The 22,665-nt window shown below is 63.1% G+C and carries 31 protein-coding genes; 14 read left to right on the forward strand and 17 right to left on the reverse strand.

Going from position 1 to position 22,665, the window contains the following annotated elements; translation table 11 throughout:
• Positions 1-147: LuxR C-terminal-related transcriptional regulator (locus tag MKK67_RS20820; protein ID WP_243969057.1), on the forward strand; the 147-nt coding region annotated here is incomplete at its 5' end.
• On the opposite strand, the gene MKK67_RS20825 is transcribed toward MKK67_RS20820, so the two are convergent.
• The 6 genes from MKK67_RS20825 to MKK67_RS20850 all read right to left on the reverse strand — a co-directional run bounded on the left by MKK67_RS20825 (position 148) and on the right by MKK67_RS20850 (position 3,481).
• On the reverse strand, positions 148-1,158 hold the full coding sequence (locus MKK67_RS20825; RefSeq protein WP_243968984.1) for a site-specific integrase: 1,011 nt from the start codon (positions 1,156-1,158) through the stop codon (positions 148-150). It abuts the gene before it with no gap.
• Entirely contained in the window at positions 1,151-1,636 is a 486-nt protein-coding gene (locus MKK67_RS20830; protein WP_243968985.1) for a hypothetical protein, read from the reverse strand. The genes MKK67_RS20825 and MKK67_RS20830 overlap by 8 nt, the downstream gene beginning before the upstream one ends.
• A 79-nt stretch (positions 1,637-1,715) precedes the next feature.
• On the reverse strand, positions 1,716-1,916 hold the full coding sequence (locus MKK67_RS20835) for a hypothetical protein (protein WP_243968988.1): 201 nt from the start codon (positions 1,914-1,916) through the stop codon (positions 1,716-1,718).
• Positions 1,917-2,026: 110 nt separating this feature from the next.
• On the reverse strand, positions 2,027-2,347 hold the full coding sequence (locus MKK67_RS20840) for a hypothetical protein (RefSeq protein WP_243968989.1): 321 nt from the start codon (positions 2,345-2,347) through the stop codon (positions 2,027-2,029).
• A complete protein-coding gene (locus tag MKK67_RS20845; protein ID WP_243968991.1) occupies positions 2,344-3,009 on the reverse strand; it encodes a ParA family protein in 666 nt (221 codons plus the stop codon). The genes MKK67_RS20840 and MKK67_RS20845 overlap by 4 nt, the downstream gene beginning before the upstream one ends.
• A gap of 151 nt (positions 3,010-3,160) precedes the next feature.
• A complete protein-coding gene (locus MKK67_RS20850) occupies positions 3,161-3,481 on the reverse strand; it encodes a helix-turn-helix domain-containing protein (RefSeq protein WP_313899032.1) in 321 nt (106 codons plus the stop codon).
• Between the two features lie 149 nt (positions 3,482-3,630).
• Here MKK67_RS20850 and MKK67_RS20855 point away from each other — a divergent pair, with 149 nt between their 5' ends.
• The 3 genes from MKK67_RS20855 (at position 3,631) to MKK67_RS20865 (ending at position 4,832) form a co-directional block, all read left to right on the forward strand.
• On the forward strand, positions 3,631-3,888 hold the full coding sequence (locus MKK67_RS20855) for a hypothetical protein (RefSeq protein ID WP_243968993.1): 258 nt from the start codon (positions 3,631-3,633) through the stop codon (positions 3,886-3,888).
• A gap of 14 nt (positions 3,889-3,902) precedes the next feature.
• Positions 3,903-4,172: a hypothetical protein gene (locus tag MKK67_RS20860; protein ID WP_243968995.1), complete on the forward strand. Its 270-nt coding sequence runs from the start codon at positions 3,903-3,905 to the stop codon at positions 4,170-4,172.
• Between the two features lie 420 nt (positions 4,173-4,592).
• A complete protein-coding gene (locus MKK67_RS20865; RefSeq protein WP_243968997.1) occupies positions 4,593-4,832 on the forward strand; it encodes a hypothetical protein in 240 nt (79 codons plus the stop codon).
• Between the two features lie 361 nt (positions 4,833-5,193).
• Here the strand turns inward: MKK67_RS20865 and MKK67_RS20870 are convergent, their stop codons facing one another.
• The 3 genes from MKK67_RS20870 to MKK67_RS20880 form a co-directional block, all read right to left on the reverse strand.
• Entirely contained in the window at positions 5,194-5,406 is a 213-nt protein-coding gene (locus MKK67_RS20870; protein ID WP_243968999.1) for a hypothetical protein, read from the reverse strand.
• Positions 5,390-5,644, reverse strand: coding sequence for a hypothetical protein (locus MKK67_RS20875; RefSeq protein WP_243969001.1), 255 nt, complete (start codon positions 5,642-5,644; stop codon positions 5,390-5,392). Before MKK67_RS20875 ends, MKK67_RS20870 begins: the two co-directional genes overlap by 17 nt.
• 89 nt (positions 5,645-5,733) lie before the next feature.
• Positions 5,734-5,922, reverse strand: a complete 189-nt coding sequence (locus MKK67_RS20880) for a hypothetical protein (protein ID WP_243969003.1) — start codon at positions 5,920-5,922, stop codon at positions 5,734-5,736.
• Between the two features lie 1,756 nt (positions 5,923-7,678).
• Between MKK67_RS20880 and MKK67_RS20885 the strand changes: the two genes are divergently transcribed.
• Positions 7,679-7,861, forward strand: coding sequence for an Rmf/CrpP fold protein (locus MKK67_RS20885; protein ID WP_243969061.1), 183 nt, complete (start codon positions 7,679-7,681; stop codon positions 7,859-7,861).
• A gap of 145 nt (positions 7,862-8,006) precedes the next feature.
• On the opposite strand, the gene MKK67_RS20890 is transcribed toward MKK67_RS20885, so the two are convergent.
• The 5 genes from MKK67_RS20890 to MKK67_RS20910 all read right to left on the reverse strand — a co-directional run bounded on the left by MKK67_RS20890 (position 8,007) and on the right by MKK67_RS20910 (position 11,571).
• Positions 8,007-8,228, reverse strand: coding sequence for a hypothetical protein (locus MKK67_RS20890; protein ID WP_243969005.1), 222 nt, complete (start codon positions 8,226-8,228; stop codon positions 8,007-8,009).
• A gap of 41 nt (positions 8,229-8,269) precedes the next feature.
• A complete protein-coding gene (locus MKK67_RS20895; RefSeq protein WP_243969007.1) occupies positions 8,270-8,476 on the reverse strand; it encodes a hypothetical protein in 207 nt (68 codons plus the stop codon).
• 9 nt (positions 8,477-8,485) lie between these two features.
• On the reverse strand, positions 8,486-8,746 hold the full coding sequence (locus MKK67_RS20900) for a hypothetical protein (protein ID WP_243969010.1): 261 nt from the start codon (positions 8,744-8,746) through the stop codon (positions 8,486-8,488).
• A gap of 695 nt (positions 8,747-9,441) precedes the next feature.
• Positions 9,442-10,791 carry a globin-coupled sensor protein gene (locus tag MKK67_RS20905; protein ID WP_243969012.1) on the reverse strand — a complete coding sequence of 450 codons (1,350 nt, stop codon included), beginning with the start codon at positions 10,789-10,791 and terminating at the stop codon, positions 9,442-9,444.
• A 453-nt stretch (positions 10,792-11,244) separates the two neighbouring features.
• Positions 11,245-11,571, reverse strand: coding sequence for an HU family DNA-binding protein (locus MKK67_RS20910; RefSeq protein ID WP_243969014.1), 327 nt, complete (start codon positions 11,569-11,571; stop codon positions 11,245-11,247).
• 361 nt (positions 11,572-11,932) lie between these two features.
• On the opposite strand from MKK67_RS20910, the gene MKK67_RS20915 reads away from it, so the two are divergent.
• Complete coding sequence (locus MKK67_RS20915; RefSeq protein ID WP_243969016.1) at positions 11,933-12,574, forward strand: PAS domain-containing protein; 642 nt, start codon at positions 11,933-11,935, stop codon at positions 12,572-12,574.
• Between the two features lie 62 nt (positions 12,575-12,636).
• Here the strand turns inward: MKK67_RS20915 and MKK67_RS20920 are convergent, their stop codons facing one another.
• Positions 12,637-12,918 (reverse strand): hypothetical protein, encoded by a 282-nt coding sequence (locus MKK67_RS20920; RefSeq protein ID WP_243969018.1) that lies wholly within the window; start codon positions 12,916-12,918, stop codon positions 12,637-12,639.
• A 328-nt stretch (positions 12,919-13,246) separates the two neighbouring features.
• Here MKK67_RS20920 and MKK67_RS20925 point away from each other — a divergent pair, with 328 nt between their 5' ends.
• The 3 genes from MKK67_RS20925 (at position 13,247) to MKK67_RS20935 (ending at position 14,853) form a co-directional block, all read left to right on the forward strand.
• Complete coding sequence (locus MKK67_RS20925; RefSeq protein WP_243969020.1) at positions 13,247-14,023, forward strand: GntR family transcriptional regulator; 777 nt, start codon at positions 13,247-13,249, stop codon at positions 14,021-14,023.
• A 29-nt stretch (positions 14,024-14,052) separates the two neighbouring features.
• On the forward strand, positions 14,053-14,283 hold the full coding sequence (locus tag MKK67_RS20930) for a hypothetical protein (RefSeq protein ID WP_243969022.1): 231 nt from the start codon (positions 14,053-14,055) through the stop codon (positions 14,281-14,283).
• Positions 14,284-14,520: 237 nt separating this feature from the next.
• A complete protein-coding gene (locus MKK67_RS20935) occupies positions 14,521-14,853 on the forward strand; it encodes a hypothetical protein (protein WP_243969023.1) in 333 nt (110 codons plus the stop codon).
• 36 nt (positions 14,854-14,889) lie between these two features.
• Here MKK67_RS20935 and MKK67_RS20940 read toward each other — a convergent pair whose 3' ends face one another.
• A complete protein-coding gene (locus MKK67_RS20940) occupies positions 14,890-16,509 on the reverse strand; it encodes a methyl-accepting chemotaxis protein (protein ID WP_243969025.1) in 1,620 nt (539 codons plus the stop codon).
• A gap of 284 nt (positions 16,510-16,793) precedes the next feature.
• On the opposite strand from MKK67_RS20940, the gene MKK67_RS20945 reads away from it, so the two are divergent.
• From MKK67_RS20945 to MKK67_RS20955, 3 genes are all read left to right on the forward strand, one after another.
• Complete coding sequence (locus MKK67_RS20945; protein ID WP_243969027.1) at positions 16,794-17,273, forward strand: PAS domain-containing protein; 480 nt, start codon at positions 16,794-16,796, stop codon at positions 17,271-17,273.
• Between the two features lie 470 nt (positions 17,274-17,743).
• Positions 17,744-18,160, forward strand: a complete 417-nt coding sequence (locus MKK67_RS20950; RefSeq protein ID WP_243969029.1) for a PilZ domain-containing protein — start codon at positions 17,744-17,746, stop codon at positions 18,158-18,160.
• A gap of 20 nt (positions 18,161-18,180) precedes the next feature.
• A complete protein-coding gene (locus MKK67_RS20955) occupies positions 18,181-19,245 on the forward strand; it encodes an HD-GYP domain-containing protein (RefSeq protein WP_243969032.1) in 1,065 nt (354 codons plus the stop codon).
• A gap of 25 nt (positions 19,246-19,270) precedes the next feature.
• Here MKK67_RS20955 and MKK67_RS20960 read toward each other — a convergent pair whose 3' ends face one another.
• A complete protein-coding gene (locus MKK67_RS20960) occupies positions 19,271-19,630 on the reverse strand; it encodes a hypothetical protein (RefSeq protein ID WP_243969033.1) in 360 nt (119 codons plus the stop codon).
• Positions 19,631-19,939: 309 nt separating this feature from the next.
• On the opposite strand from MKK67_RS20960, the gene MKK67_RS20965 reads away from it, so the two are divergent.
• Positions 19,940-21,667, forward strand: a complete 1,728-nt coding sequence (locus MKK67_RS20965) for a putative bifunctional diguanylate cyclase/phosphodiesterase (protein WP_243969035.1) — start codon at positions 19,940-19,942, stop codon at positions 21,665-21,667.
• A 30-nt stretch (positions 21,668-21,697) separates the two neighbouring features.
• Positions 21,698-22,645: a BLUF domain-containing protein gene (locus MKK67_RS20970; RefSeq protein WP_243969037.1), complete on the forward strand. Its 948-nt coding sequence runs from the start codon at positions 21,698-21,700 to the stop codon at positions 22,643-22,645.
• The last annotated feature ends 20 nt before the right edge of the window (positions 22,646-22,665 follow it).

Below are 22,665 nucleotides of genomic sequence, written 5' to 3' on the forward strand. Positions count from 1 at the left end.
ACGCCGAACAAGATCATCGCCTACGAGCTGAACATGTGCGAGAGCACGGTGAAAGTTCACGTCCGCAACATCATGAAGAAGCTGAAGGCGAAGAACCGCACCGAGGTCGCATACCTCACGAACCAATATTTTAGCAAAGAACGATAGTCACAGAAATCCGCTCCCCGAGTGCCCCTTGAAGGCGTTCGCCCGCCGGATGTACCCGACTACCGTCCGCGGGTCCCGGTGGCCTGACTGATCCATAATCCGGGCGAGGTCGGCACCGCGCTCGGCGGCTGACGTGATGTACCCAGCACGCAGCGAGTGAACCCCGAAGGTCGAGGCATCGAGTCCGGCCGCGGCCGTGTACTTCTTCACGATGTCGGCGACGGCCTGCGTCGTGAGGCGCACGTCTCCTCCCCGCCGGACGTACCCGTACCGCGAGACCGGCAAGAACACTGGTCCGTCTACGATCCCGGCGGCATCCAGCCATTCTCGGACCAGAGCTACGGGTCGAATGTATCGGCCATGCGGGATGGCCTTCTCGGTTCCCCTGCCCTCTTGGTCGGTCTTTGACCGGCGCACGTGCACCCGCAGGCCATCGGGATGTTCAACGAGATCTCCTACGTCGAGGGCGACCAGTTCTGACCGGCGGAACGCGCCCGCGAAACCCAGCGCCAAGAGCGCCCGGTCCCGCTTTCCGACCAAGGTGTCGGGGGTTCGCATCAGCAGCGAGGCCAAGATCTCGGCGGTGGCCGCGGCCTTCTGGGTCGGAGCAACACCAACCTTGCGGCGGGCGCCCTTCATCGCGGCGCGCACGCCCTCATCTTCGGTGGGATCGGCAGCTCCCGCCAGCTTATGGGCGTACTTAATGGCGGCCAGCCGCTTTCCGAGCGTCGAGGCGGCGCAGCCGTCCTCCGCCTCTGAGACGATGAACCCCGCCACGGCCTCGGCCGAGGCTGGCAGGGCCTGGAACCCATACCGCGTGCACCACGCCTCGAACGCCTTCGCCCCAGCCGTGTAGGCCCGCACGGTCGCGTCAGCTTTGCTGGCGCGCTGATAGGCGCGGACGATCGCCGCGGTCTCGACAGGCAGACCGGCCGAGATCTCGGCCCGTTCGGCCGGGAGCTTCGCGACCTTCTCGTAAAACTCGGCTGGTGCGAGCTTGGGCTCAAACATTCACCGCCTCGCTGAAGGGTGTGCAACTTGTTCCGACACTTAGCTCGGAGGCTTCCCGCCTCCCCGCATCCGTCAGGCGGGCAGATCCGCCGTCTTTTACCGCATGACGCTTTACCAGCCCGCGGCGCTCTAAGCTCGCCAAGATCCGAGACGGATTGAAGTCGCTTTCTGTGAGCCAGAACGGAGTAGTGCGTCGAGCCCGAGGCCCGTGCCGTGTGCGGGTAAGGGAGCGGGTTAGGCCAAGATACAGCGCTGCCCGCTCATCTCCCGCCTCAGCGCGTGCGCGAATAGCTGCGGCCTGAGCCGCGCTCGCTTCCGTCCGGGCGTGATGACGCTCCTGCATCTCAGGAGACAAGGCATAGGCTCGATCCACGATCGCCCAGACATAGAACAGGCCCTCATCGCGGTTGTGCTCAGCCTCAAGCGAGTCGAGTGCCTTCAGCATCAACCGTTGCGCCGTACCAAGGCCGCGCGACATGCCCCGCCTCCGTAAGTGTCGGAACAACTTGGCGACACCATCCTAAGCACCGCGAAAAGTGGGGGAGCCGTCCCCCACCCTACCGTCCGGCCAGTTCCTGCAAGACATGCGGGTAAGCCGCATAGAAAGCTGTCAGCAGAGCACGCAGCTTGTCCTCGGCCGCGGCGTCCGGTTTCGGGAAGCGGACGGCCTCGGCCAATCGATTGTATGCGTCTCCCTTGATCATGTGCACCGCGACGCGGAGCCCATCCGAGACGGTTTCAGCAGGGCGGTCGCTCATACTGCAACTTTCGAGAATACCATTTCCCGAAAGTTGGCATACCTCAGCCGCGGACGCTAAAGTCGTAGCATCACAAATTCACAGTTTCGCAGCATTATAAAATTGCGAAGCTATGATTTCTCGTCTTCGGCGACGATCTCGGCGATGGTCGGGTAGCTGCGCGACTTCAGCACGTGCTCCAGGCCCTCGATGAACAGGTCATGCTCCTTGCACCGCTCGTGGAACGTGATGGTGCGCAGGACCTCCTTCACCGCCGGGTGGAGGTAGAACGGCGTCGGCTTGGCCTTCACGCTTGTCTTCGCCGGGCGGCCGACCTTGCGCGGCTCGGGCTCAGCCACGGGCGTCGTCTCGGTGGCGATCGTCTTCGCCTTCAGGTCCTCGACGCTCATGCTGTCGGCGTCGAAGATCGAGGGTGCGGGGCGGCGGCTCATGCCTTGGTCTCCGATTGAGTGCTGACCCACTTCCAGAGTTGCCGGATCTCGTCGGCGGCCTTGCCGTCCCCGGCGTACTCCGTGACGCCCATCCCGGCGGCGAAGGCGTCCTGGTAGTCGTTGCGCAGCAGGAGCAGCGGCTCGGCCATGAACCCGATGGATGCGAGACCCGTGGCGGTGTCGTTCGCCCGGTTGTTGCGCGGGATCGTCGAGCACTGGTTCAGGACAAACGCGAACTGCTTGCCGCTGCGCATGATCGCCTGGACGGTCGCCCGGACCGCGAGGAGGTCGAGCCGCGTCGGCCTGATCGGCACGAGGCAGAAAGTCGAGGCTTCCATCGCCGCGTGCGTCGTTGGGTTGTCGGCGCCCGCGGTGTCGAGGATCGTCAGTGTGACGCCCTTCTTCTCTAGGCTGCTGAGCATCGTCTTGATCTGGGCGATGCGGTCGAGGGGGAAGCGCTCGACGACGGGCAGCCGGGGATCCGTGATCGCGGGCTCCTCAGCCTTCGCGCGGATCCGCCCCCATTCGACGAGAGACCCCTGCGGGTCGAGGTCAAAGGCCGCCACCGTCTCACCGGCCTGTTGGGCCGCGACGGCGAGCGAGGTGGCGACGGTCGTCTTTCCGGCGCCGCCCTTTTGGGTCACGAGGGTGATGGTTCTCATTCGCAACGCCGTAAATTCTTGGTGTTAAGGCGCTATAAATTCAGAACGCTGTGATGACAAGAAATTGCAGCACCGTCCCATCGAGAAACTGAAAATTTAAGAATATACCAATTCATGAATTGATAATTTTGCAGCGCTATGAAATTGACTCTTATGAACGGGCGGATCGTGTTCGGGATCCGCGCTGCTCCTTGGTCGGCACACGACCACGTCGGACATCCCGTAGCTTCTTCTCGCGCTTCCAACGGTCGAAGTCGTTCTCCTGCAATGGGGTGTCCGGCGTGAGGTTGCTGAGCCGATCTAGGGTTGCGTCGATCGCCTTTCGATCCCATCGTCTCGTCCCAGGGAGTGCCGGGGGCAGCGTCCCTCGCATCACCCAGGACCTGAACCCGCTCGGCGTGAGCCCGCAGTAGGCGGCAGCTTCGGGAGGGGTCATGCAGCGCGGTTCGAGTAGTGGGCGATCTTGGGGCATCACAGCCTCTCGTGCTCAGACCGTAATTTCATGATGCTGTGAAGCTATGATGTTAGGCGGTGATCTCACGCGGATCCGGGAGAGGACGAGGCGCTTCGTCACGCGACTTCCATCATGGATCCTTCCTGGCGGGCAGGGTAGGGCGGGGCATGGCCAGCAACCCGACCGTGTCCGACCTCCGCAAGATTTCCGAGGTGACCCAGGGCGAGATAACTGCCGCAGTGGATGCCGTGCTCGCGGATCTCAAGACCGAGGCCTACCCCCTGGCAAAGGGGTGGGTGCTCGACCTTGTCGAGATGGTCCGCACGAACGAGCAGGTGACGATAGCGCTGAGATCCGATCAGGCTCAATGGAAGCGCGGCAGGGTGCGTGCCGCGATCCTGCTGGCGCATCCGGTGAAGGGGTGAGCGAGCCTACGACCATGACCACCAACGGCAGGCACTGGTTCTACGACAGCAGGCTGATGGTCTGCTCGTTCTGCCTGCTGTCGGTCGTCGCCATCTTCTGGCAGGTGAGCAAGTTCGAGGGGTTCCAGCCAATCTTCACCTGCGCCACCGCGAAGGATGTTGATCGCTTGTTGCTCTCCTCAGGGATGGACGCCTGCATGGGCAGTGCGCGTTCCCAGTCCGAAACGGAGCGATGCATGCGGACCGTCTATGTGCTGGCCTGCATGAAGGAGCAGTGGCGCTAGATGATCGCGTCCCCGTAGCCGCATGTTCGAGGACGCAGACCCGATCGTGGAGGTTGTGGCGGTGATCACGTCCTGCGGCCACCTCGTCGAGCCCGACGATGAATTCGAGAGGTAGCGCGTCGATGGTGGCGCATGGATCACCGCTGGCGATCTGCTGGCCTTGACGGTCTGCCTCGGCTTGAACGCCGGGGTCGGCTAGCTGCAGTAGCGCGGGATGCGTCAGACCTTAACCGGCTGGATCCTGACCACCGCCATCGTCCTGTCGGGTGCGCGCGGCGGTTACTCGGCAGCCCGGATGCTCACGACGGTTTGGGACGGGAAAGCGATTGAGCTGCGTGATATCGGGAACGCAGCGGCTTTCGTCGTCCTGCTGGTGGCGTCCGCCTTGATGCTCTGGCTCGTCGACGAGACGCTGACCGGATGCCGACCGAGCCGCACGCCCCGATCCGCGGTCGCGCGCTCCTGGCGCTCCGGGCCTGCGCCGCCCATCCGCAGGGGCTCCGACGCGACGCCTACCCGACCTACATGCCGATGCTGGTCGAGATGGGCTTGGTGGAGGAACGGCGCGCTCGTGGGCCCGGGCCGGACGCAGGGCGCGTGGTTCCTGACCGCGGCCGGGCGGTGATCGCAGAGCTTGGGCCGAGCGAGGTGCGGGAGTAGCCGCCCAACGGTCTCAAGAATGTGGACAAGCATAGATCTCGTGGACATCACCCGCGTAGCAAAACCAGCGCACTTGCGATCCCGGCCGCTGCCCATGGACTGGATACGAAGCAGCGATCCCAGATATCAGCGCTTCGGCATGGCCAGCGTCATCAATGTTATAAGCGAGTAGCTTCGGGCGGGGAGCGTCGTATCCTGAGACATTGCGCGTGAATATGGAGTATAAGGGCATCGCAAACCGGCTCCATTTCTACATGTATGAGTAGCAATGTTCCTTCTGTTGGAAACGTTCAGGGTTCAATCGATCAATGGTTAAACAAATTTAACAGATATTCGACAAATTTATTCAGCGGTTCGAAATTCATCGTCTTTCGGGCCGGCATTGCCATTGCTCGCCCTTCGGCTTGAACTCCCAGATCGGCGGGCCCCAGATCTGGCCGGGCTTGTCCCGCCGCGCGGCTGTCCGCTCGAACATGATGCGGTCGGCATCGACGCCCTGAACCCGGTTACCGGCGACCATCAGCGCGCCGTAGTAATCGACCCGCAGCGTGCCGTGGTCAGGGTGGACCCCCAAACAGCTGTGGTGTCGTCCAGCCCAGGCTGTGCGCCTTGGCGCCGAACCGGGTACAAAAGTCGAGCGCCGACTCCCGCATCGTCGCCCACTGTGCGGGCGTCAGGTAGCGACACGGCGAGGTGCGCTCGGAGATGTTCTCGATGGCGCCGTGCCAGATCGCAACGTGGTTCGGTAGCAGGGTGGGGGCGAGACCGGATAGCATCCGGCCGAGCCACGCGAAGGTCTGCTCGCAGGCCATGCGGCCAGAAGCGGGGTTGCCTGATCTGGGTTGATAACCGGCTCGGCCCTGCCCCGATCTGCTCACGGGGCGCGGCGGAAGTCGGCTGATCAAAAGCGGCGCATGTAATCGCCGAGTTCGAGGTGCATCCCCGCTTGAAAGCCGATGTGCCATGCCCGGACGTCAGCAGTTCGCATACCGGCATCCTGATGCCCCCGGGCCACAATGATCCCGACTTGCTCGAGCCGGCGCACGACGCCCTCAACGCTGCCTGTCTCCGGGCTCAGCGTCTTGATCATCTCGCTCGCTGCAAGCCGGCCAGCTTTTTCGCCTCGATCTGTGGGAGCTTGCGGCTTGCTATGCGGCGGCATGGGATCTCGATTACCTCATCTCAGTGAACCGATACGCAACGCGGCTCGTGAGACAGGATGGGGCCGGGCGGTTACCGGGGCGTGCCGGTAGTTAGATACCGCTGTCCCGGACCGGGGGGCGCGACACGAAAAAGCCCGCGCCGGCGGACCGGGCGGGCGAAGGTTGTGACTTCGAACTCGGGGGAGTCGGAAATCGCCGTGACCATACCGCGGCCCGGGCCAAAAGAAAGCTCACTGCAGCGCTGAACAGCCGCCCGATCTGATCACGGGCTGGCGGGGACATCGCGTCCTGCGGCAGAACCGATACTTAACGCGGCTCGGAAGGCAGGATGCCAACAGTGGGTTAGCCGACCTTCACCCGGGCGGGCTTCGGACTGTGTTGGAATAGGCCGCGGAGGACCCGGAAGGGCAGAAGCAGTAGTTTGACCAAGCCGTGAGCGACCATGACGGTGGCGACGGCCAGAAGGGCTAGGAGGGTGTTGCGCAACGTGGTGCGCTCCAAGACGGAGTAAGCTTGGCGATCCATCACCGCCATTGCCCTCAGGAGGCGCCCCGAAGACGGCGAGACTGTGAAGCTTCTTGGCTGCGTGCGCTCGCGAAATCAGCCTGGGATGACGTCGGGTACGCCCGATCGGGGTGCTGCGTAGACAACACCTACCAAGTCCTCTCGTCGCCAGACTATGCGAACGGTTGAAGGTATCGGCTCCTGGCCGATCGCGAGTTCGAAGTAGCGCGGCACTGCGAGGCCGGGCAGAAAAGCGAGGCAAGCACCCACGGGTGAGTGGTTCGTCACGATACAGCGGACTCCTGCATCGACCCCTGGGAAGGCAACAAGGCCTTCGATGGTGGCCTCGACCCGGAGCTTCGCGCGGCGATCCTGCATATCAGCACACGCCCTGGATGTATTACGATTAAGTGCAGCTTGTATTCACCAGCATACATCTAAGAACTCAATCCAAGGTGGTAGCGATCCAGGCCGACAGGCGTTGGGGTGCCATTTGGCGACGTATGATTAGCGCCACCCTAATCACTCATGCAACTAAGGGCCGTGCAAGTTTATTTTAGTTACATCTGTGGATGCTGCATTGCCCTGCTGTCTGTCCTGGAGGCTCGGTACGGGGGCACAGTGTGAAACCGCGGCGGACGATGTCGTGGATGGGTGCAGCTACTGAACCGGAACCGGACCTCAGCGCTTCCCTATAGCCGACGCGGTCCTCCTGCGCTGAGGCACGGAGGATCCCCATGCGTATCTTCATGCTGGCCGCGCTTGCCGGTGCCAGCTTGGTTGGCTTGAGCCTTCCGGCCACTGCCGTCCCGGTGGGCCCCGTAGCTGGTGTCTCTTCGCCTTCCGATATGCTCACCAACGTGCGGATGCGGCGTCATCGCATGCGGCGGCCGTCGATGACCTGGGTGCAGCGGCGAGGGTCCCGGCGCTAGCTCGATCAGGAACGGTCGACAACGCCCCTTCGACGGGCCGCCTCATTTAACGCTGATATCAGCCTCGGACTCCGCGGTGACACCTTTGTCCGAGGCTGGAAGCTCGCCCAGTCCCCCGGCGCGGGCTTTCTCGTGGCTCGGGCTTTGCCATGGGCGCCTGCTCGTCGACGAGACCGCAAGCCAACTTGCGGCGCGCTTCAGTTTAGGGGCGCGTCGCCATTTTGAACTCAGCCGCGTTGTCGGAATTATGGACACGCGCATGCCCAGCACTGTGGAAGCGATTGCCGACGGTGCACACGCCCGGGTGGTCGGTCGACCGAAGGACAGTTGCCCTTATCCGGCGGACTCGCCCGAGCGTCGGGCTTGGTTAGAAGGCTACGATGGTACACCCTCAGAGGACGGCCCAGACTCACCGCTGGCCGACGCCTGAGACGGCGAGGGCTGTGCGCATCTCGGCAAGGATAGCCGCCGGGATGGCGGTGTCGAGGACGGCCGCGTTACGTCAGTAGCTGCACCTTCGATTTTTCATTGTTCTTCTGGATGGAGATGATGTCAGCGGCTTCAAGAGAGGCGGTTCATAGCGGTCGCTGCGCCACCGTCAGCGCAGCAACGAAAACGAGCGCTGCGGCCGTGAACATCGCAACGCTGCCCCACCACAATATGAGATCGAACAGGCTCACCGTTGGGCCATCCCCGGCAGTGTTTTGGATTTTTGCTTTGGGGTCGCCCAGCAGTCGCGTCAGGCTGTCTGGAAGTGGGCGTTGTGTCCGGTCACAGTGTGACGGCTCGTTTGCCATGGCCAGACCTCTCTACCAACGCTTCGAAATCAGCGCCTTTTTCACGTAGCGCCTACTGGCTCTGAAGCAGAACGGTGAGCATCGTCCCCTAACCCCTTCAGCGGTATGCCCGTCCTGAACCGGTCATACTTGCGACCGAGCAGGTCAAGCATAGCCCCACGTGCAAACATCACCATGTGGCGATCGTGTTCCGCAACCACGCGCAGCAGACGTTCCCGGAAGATCTCGTCGGGTTCAGGATCGCTCATGCTCGGCTCTTAGCCTAAAGCGGCTTCGTTGGACGGGTCGAGTCTGACAGCATCCATTCTCTCGGCGATCTCGTGGATGACCTCCTGCACAAGTGGAGGCCAGGCCACCTCGTTCGCTTCAAGGAACTGGGCTGCGCTGATCAACGTCGTCAATTGGTTCGATGGGATCGGGCGTTGCATGACTTGCAGAGCCAATATTTGCTCTGCCAGTTCATTCAAGAGACGTAAAACCTCAGCCACGCCCTTCGGTTCGACGTCAGTGTCGCTCATGTCACGTAACTCTCGCCTCTAGATTTTTCGTTCGAAACATCAGTCCATTTTTTCAGATCTTGGCGGTGCCGCATGTAGCCCTAGCCGGTAAGCGAGTGGATTAAAGCGCGTCCCACATCCAGGCCGCTCCCATCATCGCCAGACCGCCACACAACAGAGCCACTACGATGTAGCGGTGCAGGCGGTCGTAGAAAGGGATCGCCATAAACAGCCCCCGCAGACGCGGCCCTTGTTGCCCATAGGCTGCGATCGGTCGCTAGCTGCAAATGTTAATGTTTCGTCAATTCAGAATTTGCGTGGTCCGCAGGCCACAACGGCTGAAGATCAGCCGACGCTGCGACTCGCGAGTCCGCCAAGGATAAGGACAGCAACGACCGCGATCGCGACTACCACGGCGATGAGGATGGCGCGCATCTGGCCGCTCCGGGGTCGCCAATGGACGTCGAATTCACTTTAGGTAGCCCTTCGCCTTCAAGTGTTCGTTGGTACGGCCTGCTCGCTCCAATGCCTACCCCTGCCGCTCCCGGAAACCGAGACGCCCGAGGCCGTGCTGCCGGAGATGGCGAACGTGATCGAGGTGGAGCCACTGCGATGGGGTGGGCATGGGAACGTCATTGCAGCCGCCAGCGTGTTGATTGTCGAGCTGCTGGAGCGCCCCCGATGTTGATCAGCTCCTACTCAACGTCCGCTCACCATCATGCCGCTTTGCTGCGAGCCGTGAGCGTCGACATCGCTTCTTCTAGCTTAGTGGCCTGGCTTGCGAGATCGCGCGCCACCCCCTGCAGTTCGGTTGCTGCGTCGCCCGCAGTCCGAGCAGCTTCGCTGACTCCAGTGATGCTTCCGGCGACCTCCTGCGTTCCAGAGGCTGCCCGGCTGACATTGCCCGCGATCTCATGCGTCGCGGCACGCTGCTGATCGACCGTGGCGGCCATCGTGGCTGCGACCTGATCCATCTCCGCGATCATAACGGCGATGCGTTCGATCGCTGCGACCGCCGAACTCGTCGCGCCCTGCATGGCCGCCACCTGAGCCGAGATCTCTGAGGTAGCCTTCGCCGTTTGGCCGGCCAGATCCTTGACCTCGGCGGCTACCACTGCGAAGCCGCGACCCGCCTCTCCGGCCCGTGCCGCCTCGATGGTCGCGTTGAGCGCCAGCAGGTTGGTCTGGGAGGCGATCGAAGAGATGAGCGAGACGACATCGCTAATTTTAGCGGCAGAGCCTGACAGGCTCTGAACCGTCGCATCGGTTTGGTGGGCGGCCAGATTGGCGGCCTGCGCGATCTCGGCGGCCCGAGTGACCTGCTGCGAGACCTCGCTCAAAGAGGCTGACAGCTCTTCTGCCGCGGCAGCGACCCCATCCACGTTCTGGGAAGCCTCGTGAGAGGCGCCCATGACGGTCTGAGCCAATCTGGAGGTATCGTTTGTTGCCTTCACGGTCGTCACAGCGCGGCTACTGACCGTATCGGCACCCTGCGCCACGCTCGCGACTATTGCCTGAACTTGCTGCTGGAAGCCTTCAAGCTGTGTCGCGGTTTCGCTCCGGCGCTCATCCTCGACGCGCGCGTATGTCTCTAACAGAAGTTCAAGATCGAACCATGCCAAACGGCTGATTACGCTGGCGAGAGCGTTGTGCTCGCGCAGCTGCCTCATCCTGCTGGGCGATCCGAACCTATCGTCGATCTGGTTCGAGAGGCCGAGTTCGGCAACGAGTGCACGTGACACGACTGAATGGCAGATAACGATAGCGTATGCGGGCACTTTGTGATGGCAGAATGCCGTGGCCAAGCGTTCCACGGATGCGTCGAACTCTGATCCGATTTCGCCAGTGGCCACGAGCGTCCAGTGGGCGAGGCGTGCCGCATGGACCTCAGGAACCTTCAGGGCCGGAGCAATTTCCGGCCAGTTCGAGAACGTGTCTTGCAGTTCGGTGAGCAGTGCAGGCATCAGCTGCCTGACAACGCTCGCATGTGCGCGCAACGTCATCATGTCGTCAGCTGTGACGCCGAAAACACCAAGGCTTTTTTTATGCTTGGTGTTCGCCGTCATTCGTATTCTCCAAATTTATTAAGTCTTTTTAACGTACGAGAAACAGACAAAAATGAAGTTAATGATCGAATATGCCGAGGGTCCGTAACTCCCATTTTCGTGGTTTCTCGCCAGTTTTTCACTTGATGGGGCTGCACCTCAACCGCCGGCACTCGGTGACCGGCGAGCTCTTCAATGACCTGCGGATACGGGCGCGCGCCATATGGGCCGAGCACGCACCCATCCAACAGATCGCGTGGACGCTCGGCGTGAGCCGGTCGTGCGTGCACCGCTGGGTTCTGGACATGCTGGAGTACGGCGCCACGTCGGAGAAGAACGGCGGGGTGCGGATCTATCCGTCCGGCTCGCGCCAGTTCGTTAATAAGTTCCGGAGGAGCGGCTACCCGCGCGAACAGGGGCTCACAATGGTGCGGGAGCTGGCGGGGGCTGAGGCATCCGGTATCGCCGGCGGTATCACGACGCCTGCTGCCGACGCTCCGCCTCACGCGCTCGGCCCTGTACCGGCGGGTTGAGTAGGTCTCGCATGGCCTGGCCCGGCTTGAAGCCGACGACGACGCTCTCAGGCACCTTCACTGCGTCTTGGCTCCGCGGATTGCGCCGGATCCGCGCCTCGCGCCGCTTGTGTTCGAACACGCCGAAGCCGCGCAGCTCGACGCGGCCGCCTTGAGCCAGTGCGTCGGCCATCGTGTCGAGGATAGTGGCGACGACGGCTTCGACGTCCCGTGCGAACAGGTGTGGGTTCTGCTCCGCGATGCGGGCGACGAGCTCGGATCGGATCATGGCTGCGGCGTGCCAAGACACCGGCGTCGGGGCAAGTGCAGGCAGGCCCTATTCCTCACCTTTGAGCCTTACCGCCTGAGGCGTCTGGAGGAACCTCAGGCTCAGCCGTGTAGAAGTCCCCAACCGGCCTGCCCAGGGCGTCGCTGAGACGCTTCAACATCCGCAGCTTGCCCTCGCGCTCACGTGCTTGAGCAATTTTGTCCGCTGAGGGGAGGCGGATGTCTCGGCCGTTGCCCTTGTCACGTTCGGCCATCCTAAACCAACTACCTTTCTGAACGTGCGATTGTATACCGCAGTTGCACTTCGACGGAAAGTTGTGTTGCAAGCCGACACCGAGATTGCAAATAGGGTTGGATGACGCATGCCGCGTCGGTCATCGAACAGCATTCTGTCGTCGGCTTCGTTGCCGCTGACCACCCTCAGCATCGGTTTGTGGGAGGAGGATGTCAGCACAGATCGCATCCGCGGCGATGCGGTCATGGGGCAGATGTACGGTCTGACCGATGCGGAGGTCGCCGAAGGTATCTCACGATCGCATCTCTTCTCGATCTTCCACCCGGATGAGGTTTCTCGCGACCCCGAACTTCGCCGAAGCGTGCGTGAGCAAGGCGGGCTGTTCGTGTGGGAGCACCGCATCATGCCGGCGCCCGGCATCGTGCGCTGGGTCTTAGTGCGCGGACATTATGAGCGAGGCCCCGACGGACGGATGCGTGGGCGGGGGATCGTCATCGACGTGACCGACACGCGGGCTGACGGTCATGTCGACGGACCATCGCGTTATCTGGCGGCCTGCCAGACGCTGGGCTCGCCCGCAGAGACCATGGCCGACGGCGCACTGAAGCTTTGGGATCTGATGCACCAGCTCGACGACGACAGCGCTGTCCGTCTCCGTCCGTCTCTGAAAGCACTGCTATTCGAACTTGGCCGCCAGATCGCGGCGGCGCTGCCGGACGGGCAGGTGGCCGCAGCATCAAGGCCATTTCGCGATCCGAAGCTGCACTGAGCCCAAACCATCGCGGGTCGTATATGTGCCGATGCCGCAGCCGGGACCAAGCAGCCGATAATTCACGGCACAGTCGGATGTGCCGCCATGACGGCCGCAGCGATCGCGTTCCGGAACGTTTTCTCCTGCGGACCGGCTCGGCTCGCGACCTCCGCGGGGCTGACCGTCGAGGCTACGAGCGCGGCGACGTCAAGGCGGTGACCACCGGCGAAGCGGTAGGGCCCGGCCGTTGGGTCGCGCATATAGGCGTCGATCGCCGCGACGATCTCGAGGCTGCTGATGCAGCCGGTCCTGCGCAGGTCGGCGATGGTCAATAGTTCGGCCTGCATGGTCGCGCTGATCAATCCCTGACGTTGACTTAACGGTACGACCCGGCCGACATGCCATGTCCGGCTGGCGCGCGCTCTGTGCGAGTCGCCGGCACCATCAGGAGATACAGCCGCCGCAAGTCGACCCCTGAAAAGCCAACGGCCCCCCAGTCGCCAAACTGGAGGGCCGTCGAAAATCGAGATGGCCTGTGAGGCCGGACTGAATACCCCTCACAAGCCACGAAGACGCCCCTGGCGTCAAGCGGGAACGCCAATTCCCGCGACGATGAGGCTTTGCCTTGTGGACCGGACGCCCTGCGGCGGCCCGGAACGACCTGTTGCGGCCCGATGAGGGCCGACACACGTGTTTGCAGACGAGATCCGCCGCGCGATCGAGGCAGCAACCCGAATCACCTTGCCTCAGGTGACGGCGCTGCTCTGGCGCGCCTACGGGGAGGGCAAGATCACGGAGGCCGAGGCCGAGTGCCTGTCCGGCCTGATCGAGGCGCGGACCGATGCGCCCGCGGCTCGCCGGCAGCCGGGCGCCCTCGATATCGGAAATCCGATATCGCCCCAGGCTCGCGCAGGAAGCCCCAGGACGCCCGGTGTCGGCTCACGGCCACGCACGGGCGCCTCGATGGAGCGTCGCCGCCGCTGGGCCGCCTCCGGCCGCATGCCCCTTGGTCTCGCCGCCAAGTTCACTCACGCCGAGCAAGGCGTGCTCGCCCTGGTCGCCGCCGAGACCGCACGACGAGGGGATTGCCGGCTCGCGGTCGGGCACATCGCGGCGATCGTGGGCGTGTCCGAGACCACCGTGCGCAACGCCATTCGCGAGGCGCGCAAGCTCGGGCTGGTCACGGTCGAGGAGCGCCCCGTCACCGGGTTTCGCAACCTGCCGAACATCGTCCGCATCGTCTCGGCCGAGTGGACCGCCTGGCTGCGCTTGGCCCGGAAGGGTTCCATCTCTCAGGGGGGAGGGTGCAAATCCCCGCAGCGCACGCCTACTGAAGTTCTAGTCCTGTCAGAATCGGGGAAAACGGAACCGAAGAAGGGCTGCCGACGAGCGGCGGTTCGGGCTCGCGGTGTGCCAGGGCAAGATTCTGTCGCGGGTCCGTCACGGGGCTCGCGCGCTATGTCGTGACCGCATGCGACTGGACGATCTGACGAACGATGCGGGACTATCGATTCTGTGTGGCGCTGCGCCGAGCTGATGGGACGCTTGATAAGCCCCTGCACGAAGAGGTCATCACCGCGGAAGATGGGACAAGCGCCATCGCCCTAGCCAAGGCCATCGACGTGGACATGCTCAGGCTGCGGGCCAATGCGATCTATCTTGTCGACCCACACGGCTATGTCGCCTGGTCACTGCGGCTTGCGGACGTATCCGACGTTAGCGCCTGAAGCTGCCGACAAGCGGTAGGCGACGCCGACTGATAAGGCCGGCCGTGAGTCAGCGCTGGCGACGACACAACTACGCGGTGACGGGTAGTACAAAGAGCGCCATTGGGTGACAAAGCCCGCTATGATCAAGGCGGATCGATGGAGATGATCATTGACGCTCGTCTACCGCGGGCATGTACCGAGAGCTTTCGTAGACTGCGCCACGCGGCTGCTCGAAACCGGGCGGGGGCTTGAACCATGAGTGAAGGCATCGTCCCGCTGCGCCGAAGCGGCGAAGAGCGATCCCCTATCGCCCGTGTCGACATCGCTGCCGTGGAACTGCTCGTCAGCGGTGAAGCCATCAGCCTGCAGACGGCGCGTGCCGAGGTGATCCTCAAGGACCTGCGAGCACAGCGGGACCAGCTGTCGACGCTGCTCGCGGACCTGCGCGCACGAGGTTTGACCGGCGATGCCCAGATTGACGAGGTCAACGCCAGCCTGATCTCGGCGATCAACCAGGGCATCGTGCAGATCGACCTGTTCATCGCCCAGGCGCGGGTCCTCGTGAGGGAGGCTAGCAACCCGACGTAGAACGGTCTCGCAAACCGGGATCAGCGCCGTAAGGCCTCAGTGTCGGTAGCGTTCGGCCAGGGCCATGAGCGTCTGTGACAGCTCTGTGAGGTTGGCGGACGCGGCCTCGACCTGACGAGTGCCGGCGGCGTTCTGCTGCCCCGCTTGCCGGATGTTGTGCAGCGCCTGCATCACCTGCTCGATCCCGAGCTGCTGCTGGTTGGTCGAGGCCACGATCTGCTGGAACGTCTGCACGTTCTCCTCCACCCGGGCGGTGATCTCCTCGATCGTCCGCTGGGTCGTGTCCGAGCGCGTCTTGCCGGCCGCCGCCCGCTTCACCGCCTCCTCGGTCAGCATCACCGAGGTGTTGATGCCCCGCTGGATCTCGCCCAAAATCCCCCGGACCTGCCCGGTGGCCGCTTTCGCCTGATCGGCCAGCAGCTTCATCTCGGAGGCCACCACCGCGAAGCTGCGCCCGCTCTCGCCGGCCGCCGCCGCCTCGATCGCGGCGTTGAGCGCGAGCAGATGCGTGCGCTCCGAGATGTCGTTGACGGTCTCGATGATGTCGCCGATCGTCTGGGTCTTCTCCGACAGGCTGACGATGTTGCCGGCCACCGCCTCGGCCTGCTCGCGGATCGCGTCCATGGCCTTGGCGGTGTCGGAGACCGCGCGCAGGCCCTGGCGGGAGGTCTGGGCGGTGGCCTGGGCGGTGGCGATGACCTCGGTGGCGCGCTTGCCGATCTGGGCGCCGGAATGGGTGATCTCGTCGACCGTGGCGGCCGTCTCCTGGACGGCGGCGAATTGCTCCTCGACCGAGGCCGCCTGCTCTTGGACCGAGGCGCGGATCTCGGCGGCGGCGGCGTTGAGGTCGGCGGTGGCCGCCCGGTTGGTCCGGGCGAGATCCGACAGGCCCGACACCATCGTGTTGAGGCTGCGCCCCAAACGACCGATCTCGTTGTGCCCCCCTTGCCCGAGCGTCCCCGACAGGTCGCCTTCGCCGACATGCTCGACGAAACCCATGACGCGTACCAGCGGCCGGACGATCAGACGGTTGATGGCGGTCCCGATCCCAAGGCAGATCAGAAGTGTGAGCAGGGTGCCACTCCATAGAGCGAGGCTCTCGTTGCGCTCGGCCTGCGCGACGCGAACGGACTGCGCCGAGCGAGTCTGTTCCTCTAGAGTGTCGATAGCGGCGAGCTTCCCGCGCAGGGTGTCGAAGAACTGCTTGCCCCTGCCCTCTGCCTCAATACGCACCGCCTCCGGTCGCGTCGCAGGATTGGCTGCGCCTCGTATAGCGGTCTCGCCGATGTCGGTCTGCCAAGCGCGCGCGGCCGCCTCGGCGTCAGTCATGAGGCGCGATCGCTCGGCATCGTTGCCGATCAAACCCCTCAGCCGGGTGATCGTCTCATCCAGGGCCGGCCGTCCCAAGCGGTAGGGCTCCAGGCTGCTCTCGCGCCCGGTAATGAGGTAGCCGCGCAAACCTGTCTCCTGGTTGAGCATGGCAGTGCGGAAGGCGTCGAGGCCGAGGGCTACTTGGTTTGAGCGATCCAGAGCGTCGGTTGCCGCCTGCAACTGGTTGCGGGTGGCTAGGACCGCTCCGCTACTGAGGATCGACACCAGCGCAATGACGCCGATGGCACCGCCTAGCGTGCGGTTGAGGCCAAACGTGTTCGGCATACACGGCACTTCCTGCTCGGCCCCGCGGACGGCTTTGAACAATTGCCGCGACGATGACGGCCTAGCCCATAGCGCTGAAACTGAGTTGGAGCGAGCAACAGGCTGCACAGCGAAAAGATGGCTACAGCGTGCAGGCTCGCGACGACGGGTAGGTACGGGACAGTTCCCCATGTCCCTACCCGTGAAGCCTCGGCCGGGCAGTCGCGTGAGGGTCGGCGCGGCGGGGGAACTGGACGGCGGATAGCGCTCGTGCACTTCCCGCACAGTTGCAGCGTTGCCGTGCGATGACAGCTTTCGAACTGATCCGTGCATTCGCCCACGATGCCACCGTCGGCATCGTCGTCACCGATCCGATGATCGAACCACCTGGGCCCATTATCCTCTACGCCAGCGCCGCCTTCGGCCGTCTCGTCGGGCGCGAACTCGACGACATCATCGGGCTCAGCCCCCGGTTCATGCAGGGCAAGCAGACCCGCCGGGAGACGCTCGACGCCTTCCACCGCGCTCTGGCAACTGGCGAGCGCTTCCACGGCTACCTCGCGAACTACCGTGGCGATGGCACCAAGTACCGGGCTGAGATCGACTGCCGACCTTTGCGCGCCGCCGATGGCCGCATCGAGAACTTCGTTTCGTTCGAGCGCGAGGTTCTCCGGCGGCTTGGACGCCCTGCCCCCAGCGCTGCCGGACGCTACGAACCGGTCAGCGTGAGTAACGATGTATTAACCGGGATCCTGACCGTTCTAGGTGTTTTCAAACACACATAAGTTATATTTGAGTCTGATAATTCAATAAAAACAACACCGCTAAAATCGAGGTTGTGTCCGTTTATTACCAATTGCGACAGTCGATTGATCTATTAATATGTAACTAACACTCGTTGCGCAATATCTTACCTAACGGCGCTGCGCGTATGCAATGCGCCCACGAGATACAGCGAGATCAGTTGCCGAGCTGAAATCGGGCGAGCTTCCTGGACCTGACAGCGGCAGTATTATGTATCAAGGTAGTACATAGATCGCTGAGGTTTAGACGGGTTGTAAACCAACTTCCTGCTACTTTTCGTTGAGTGGATGCGGGGACAACTTCCGTGCTAGATCGGTTTAGAATCACAACTAAGGGTAGATACTCTCTATCTGGTGGTGAGGACGTTCAGTGCCTCGCCGACGTGTCCGCCACTGACTTCATCGAGCTGCGCCGCCTGACACAGGGCCCCCTCCCTCAGGCTGGAGCGCGCATGATCTGCTACCTCGATGACCTCGGGATGCTCGACGGCGTCGTGCTCCATGGGCGGCCCGGTGGCTTCGTCTTTCAGCTCGTAGCCAACGCCGAGCGCCGGTCCCGGATCGAGGCGCGCCTGGAATGGATGCGCAGTGCCGACGACCGCGAGGATCAGCGCAAGGCCGCTCGCATCGTTCCAGTACACCGCGATGTCAGGATCGCGTCGCAAGGCGCGCGCATCGCCGAAGCCTTCGTCACCGACTTGTCCATGACAGGCGCCGCGCTAGTCCTCGACAGAAGGCCTCAGGTCGGTGCGACGGTGACGGTGGGCAAGCGCTACGCGACGGTCATGCGCCATACCCCCGAGGGCGTCGGCGTGTCGTTTCGGATGCCGGTCGGCCGACTGACAGTCAATGAACGAGTGATCCTCTGACGACAGACGATGGATAGGCGATGGGCGAGCTTCTGCTGATCACCGACGACATCCATCGCGGCCGACGTCTGGCCCGCGATCTCGGCGCGTTCGGTTCATGCCGGATCCACGATCTTTACGACGAGACGACGCCGTCCCGCGGCGCCGGCCTGATCGTGAGCGATGTGGAGGGCCTGAACTCTGAGGCGCTCGTGCTCATGCGCCGCATCCTGGAGCGGGTGCGCGACGAGGGCATACCGTATCTCTTCCTCGTCCATGGCAACGTCGCCCGCGCCGAAGCCCAAGCCCGGATCCTGGGCGCGTCCGCCACGCTCCCCGCTAACGCCGCGGCGCGGCTCGTGACCGATAAGCTCGCCCAGATCAGCGGACAAATTGACTCGGGCGAGACAGCGGAACGACAGGCAGTCCGAGTCAGACAGTTCTTCGCGGAGGTGTTCTTCTCGGGCCGAGCGATCACTACCACAGTAGCCGACACCGGCACCAAGCTGATCATCCAGGCCATCCGGGACGTCGGCATCCACGATTGGGTGCGGGCGGTCCAGCGCTTCGACGATGTCACCCACCAGCACTGCCTGCTCGTAGCCGGCCTCGCCGCCGCGTTCTCCGGTACCCTCGGTCTCGCTGCCGCCGACCGCCACCGACTCGCAAAAGCTGCCCTGCTCCACGACGTCGGCAAGACGAAGATCCCAACTGCCATCCTGAACAAGCCGGGCAAGCTCGACCCGGCCGAGATGGCGGTGATGCGTACCCATCCGGCAGAGGGGTACGCTATACTCGCCGGCGGTGGCTTCGACGCGTCCCTGCTCTCGGTCGTGCGCTCGCACCACGAGATGCTCGACGGCTCGGGCTACCCGGACGGGCTGAGGGGAGCCGAGATCCCCGACCTGGTCCGACTGGTGACGATCTGTGACATCCACGCGGCGCTGATCGAGCATCGGCCGTACAAGGCTGCGATGGACGCGGCGCAGGCCTACGCCATTCTGGACGGTATGGCGGGGCGGCTCGACGCGGATCTTGTGCGCGCATTCCGGCCCGTGGCGGTGGCATTCGATCCCGCCGCGAAGAACCTGGTCCATTCGGGCTGATAACGTTCTGGGAGAATAACTCGGGCTACTGCACGTGAAGGGTGAGCTTCATCTTTGGGTGGATGCCGCACTCGATCACGAAGTCGCCGGGCTCCTTGAGAGTCAGCGTCGCCCGCTTGCCGGGTTCCTGGTCGCCGGCGTCGAACGCGAAGCGATCGGCCTCGATGAAGGCGTGGTGCACCGCGCTGTCGTCGCCGTTGACCAAGGTGATGGTGTCGCCCTTACGCAAGAACAGGTCGGTGGGGTCGTAGTGCCGACCCTTCTGCAGCACGATCCGCACGACGCTGAGGAGATCAGCTTTGACAGGTCCGAGCGCCAGCAACGCTGTCAGGATCGCGATAGCTGCGCCGAGGAGAAGCGGTCGGCATAGGTTGTAAATCGCCACGGATGCAACCTGAAAAAATCAATGCTTGCGGCCTATATTTAGGCCAAGCCAAATACGCTCGGAATAACGGATGTTAGTGTATCAGTTTAAATCTTCCGGTACTTCGTGCCCGATTTGCAGAATAAGTGAAAATTTCGCGCTTAAACTCATGAAATTTTAACCACGGTTGTTCTGGTCTCGACGCCTAACGCGCAGGAACACCAAATAATCCCATTGGCCATGCACCTCAATTTAAACATTCGTGCTTATAAACGTGCTGTTCGCTGTCACATGGGCTGCCTGGCAGCCTCAATCTAGGGTCCTCGTGCGATGAGCGCTGATCTGCACCACCTCGGCGCGGCACAGCGCAAGGTAGTGCCACTCACGATCCGATTGGATCAGAGTGCTGCTCCGCTTCATACCTGGGACCGGTATCTCGACGTGATCCGGCACGGTATATTGATGATCGATGCCTCCGGGCGGGTCGTTATCTGTACCGACCCAGCTGAGCGCCTCCTCTACAATATGAATATTGAGCGGACCGGCAATCTATCCTCACGGCAACTGCTTCGCGCCCTGTGCGCGGGCGCTTCGCAATCGCGGCAAGAAATCTTCGAGGCCCTGCGAAGCGCACGCGACCTCCAAACCTCCGCTTCGTTTGAGGTGGCGGGCCAGGATCACACGCTGCAGGTCGAGATCCGTTCCGTCGCGGGTGAAGGTTGGGTCGCAACACTGGAGGATGTCAGCGCCCGCAAGGCGAACGAGGCGCGTGCTGACGAGTTGGCGCGTCTCGATCCACTCACCGGCCTGCCAAACCGCCTGCTCTTGCGAGAACGCCTGGCTGGAGCCGTGGCACGCTTGCAGCGCAACGAAGAGGCTTGCGCTCTCCTTCTCATCGATCTCGACCGGTTCAAGCCGGTCAACGACACGCTCGGTCACCCGATCGGCGACGCACTTCTGGCGAAGGTCGCCGACCGGCTGCGCTCGACCGTGAGGCCCACGGACACCGTGGCCCGGATCGGTGGTGATGAGTTCATCATCCTGCAAACCGGCATTCGCGAGGCTGCCGACGCACAGGCGCTGGCCCGGCGTATCGTCGATCTGATCGGCCGGACCTACATGGTCGAGGGCCACCTCCTGACGATCGGAGCCAGCGTCGGTGTCGCGCTCGCACCCGCCGACGGGACGAGTGCCGACAAGCTCCTGAAGAATGCTGACCTAGCCTTATACCGAGCCAAGCTCGACGGGCGCGGGACGTACCGTTTCTTCGAGCCTGAGATGGACGCGCGCATGCAGGCGCGCCGCCGGCTTGAACTCGACATGCGTCAGGCCTTGGCGCGGCGCGAGTTCCAGCTTCACTACCAGCCCCAGATGCAACTCGACGGTGATAGGCTGATCGGCTGCGAGGCCTTGATCCGCTGGAAGCATCCTGAGCGCGGGATGATCTCGCCGCTCGATTTCATCCCACTGGCGGAGGAGATCGGTCTGATCGTGCCGATCGGCGAGTGGGTCATCCGTCAGGCCTGTCGCGATGCGATGACGTGGCCCACGGGGATGTCAGTCGCGGTGAACGTCTCCCCCGCCCAATTCAAGAGCGACCGGCTGGTCGAGACAATCATCTCGGCACTCGCCAGCTCAGGTCTGTCGGCCAAGCGGCTGGAGGTCGAGATCACAGAGGGCGTCCTCTTGCAGGAGAGCCAGAGGACCTTGCAGACGCTCCATCGACTGCGTGAGCTCGGGGTCCGCGTCTCGATGGACGACTTCGGCACCGGCTACTCGTCGTTGAGTTACCTGCGCAGCTTCCCGTTCGACAAGATTAAGATCGACAGGTCCTTCGTGAAGGACTTGTCGGACAAGCCCGATGGGGACGCGATCATCCGGGCGATCGCGGGCCTCGGCAAGAGCCTGGGCATGACCACAGTCGCCGAAGGCGTCGAGACGCCGGAGCAAATGCAGCGTATTCGCGATGAAGGCTGCACTGACGTGCAGGGCTACCTCATCAGCAGGCCAATACCGGCGGATGATCTTTTGCAATTCATCGCGAGCTACCAACCCTAATACTGAGTCACCCAACTTATTGGACGCCCCATGAGTGAGCTCTATCGCCTCGTCTACGCCAGCAAGAACTTATTTCACGGATCTGAGACTGAACTGACGGCCGTTGTCGGGCAGATCCTGGCCTCATCGCAGCGGAACAACGCTCGGGCGGATGTGACCGGAGCGCTGATGTTCAACGCTGGAGCCTTCGCTCAGGTTTTGGAGGGACCAAGACAGGGGGTCGAAGAGACATTCGAGCGGATCCAGTGCGATGGCCGTCACGGCGACGTGACGGTTCTTCAGTGCGGTCCGACGGAAAGCCGCAACTTCGCGAACTGGTCCATGGCCTACGTCGGCGCGTCCGCCGGGGGGCAAGCACGCTTCAGCCGTCTCGCGGCCGAGAGCGGGTTCGACCTGTCCAGGCTGGACGGCGACACCGTGTTCACCATGCTGCATGAGCTGGTGCTGGAGGAGGAAGGTGTGCCCCTCGCGCTCGCCGCCGCTCCGTCGATCGAACCACCTGAGGTTCATCCCCCGGCAGGGCTGGATGTCGAGCAACTGAAAGCAGAAATCGCGCAGCTTCGACCTGAAGCGCTAGCCACGCGGACGTCATCACCGGTGAGCAATCAGCGGGCTGCTGAGGTCAAGAATGCCGGGCTACAATCCCTTCCCATTCGCGATGTGAACCGTTCGCCGAAGGGAGCGACCGACGCTGCCCTCTATGTGCTTAAAGCCGCGTTAGCGAGTGAGCGGCAACGCACGAGCGGTCTACGGACTGAGATCGACACGTTGCAAGTCGCGTTGGCATCGAGCGAGGATCAGCTTGCTGCCATGCGGGTAGAACGGGATCGTTGGGCGGGACGTGCGCAGCTTCTCGCGACGGCGATGGCTCAGGAAGCCGGCGACATCCAGATGTCGGCTTATCGTGTCGGCTCGCTTGAAACCTCGCCCAACGGAGAGGCCAGTTTGAAAGACGAAGCCGACGTTCTGGCCGCCTGAAAACGCGACCCCGGTGGGCT

This window comes from Methylobacterium sp. J-072, assembly GCF_022829425.1.
In the GTDB taxonomy this organism is placed as follows: domain Bacteria; phylum Pseudomonadota; class Alphaproteobacteria; order Rhizobiales; family Beijerinckiaceae; genus Methylobacterium.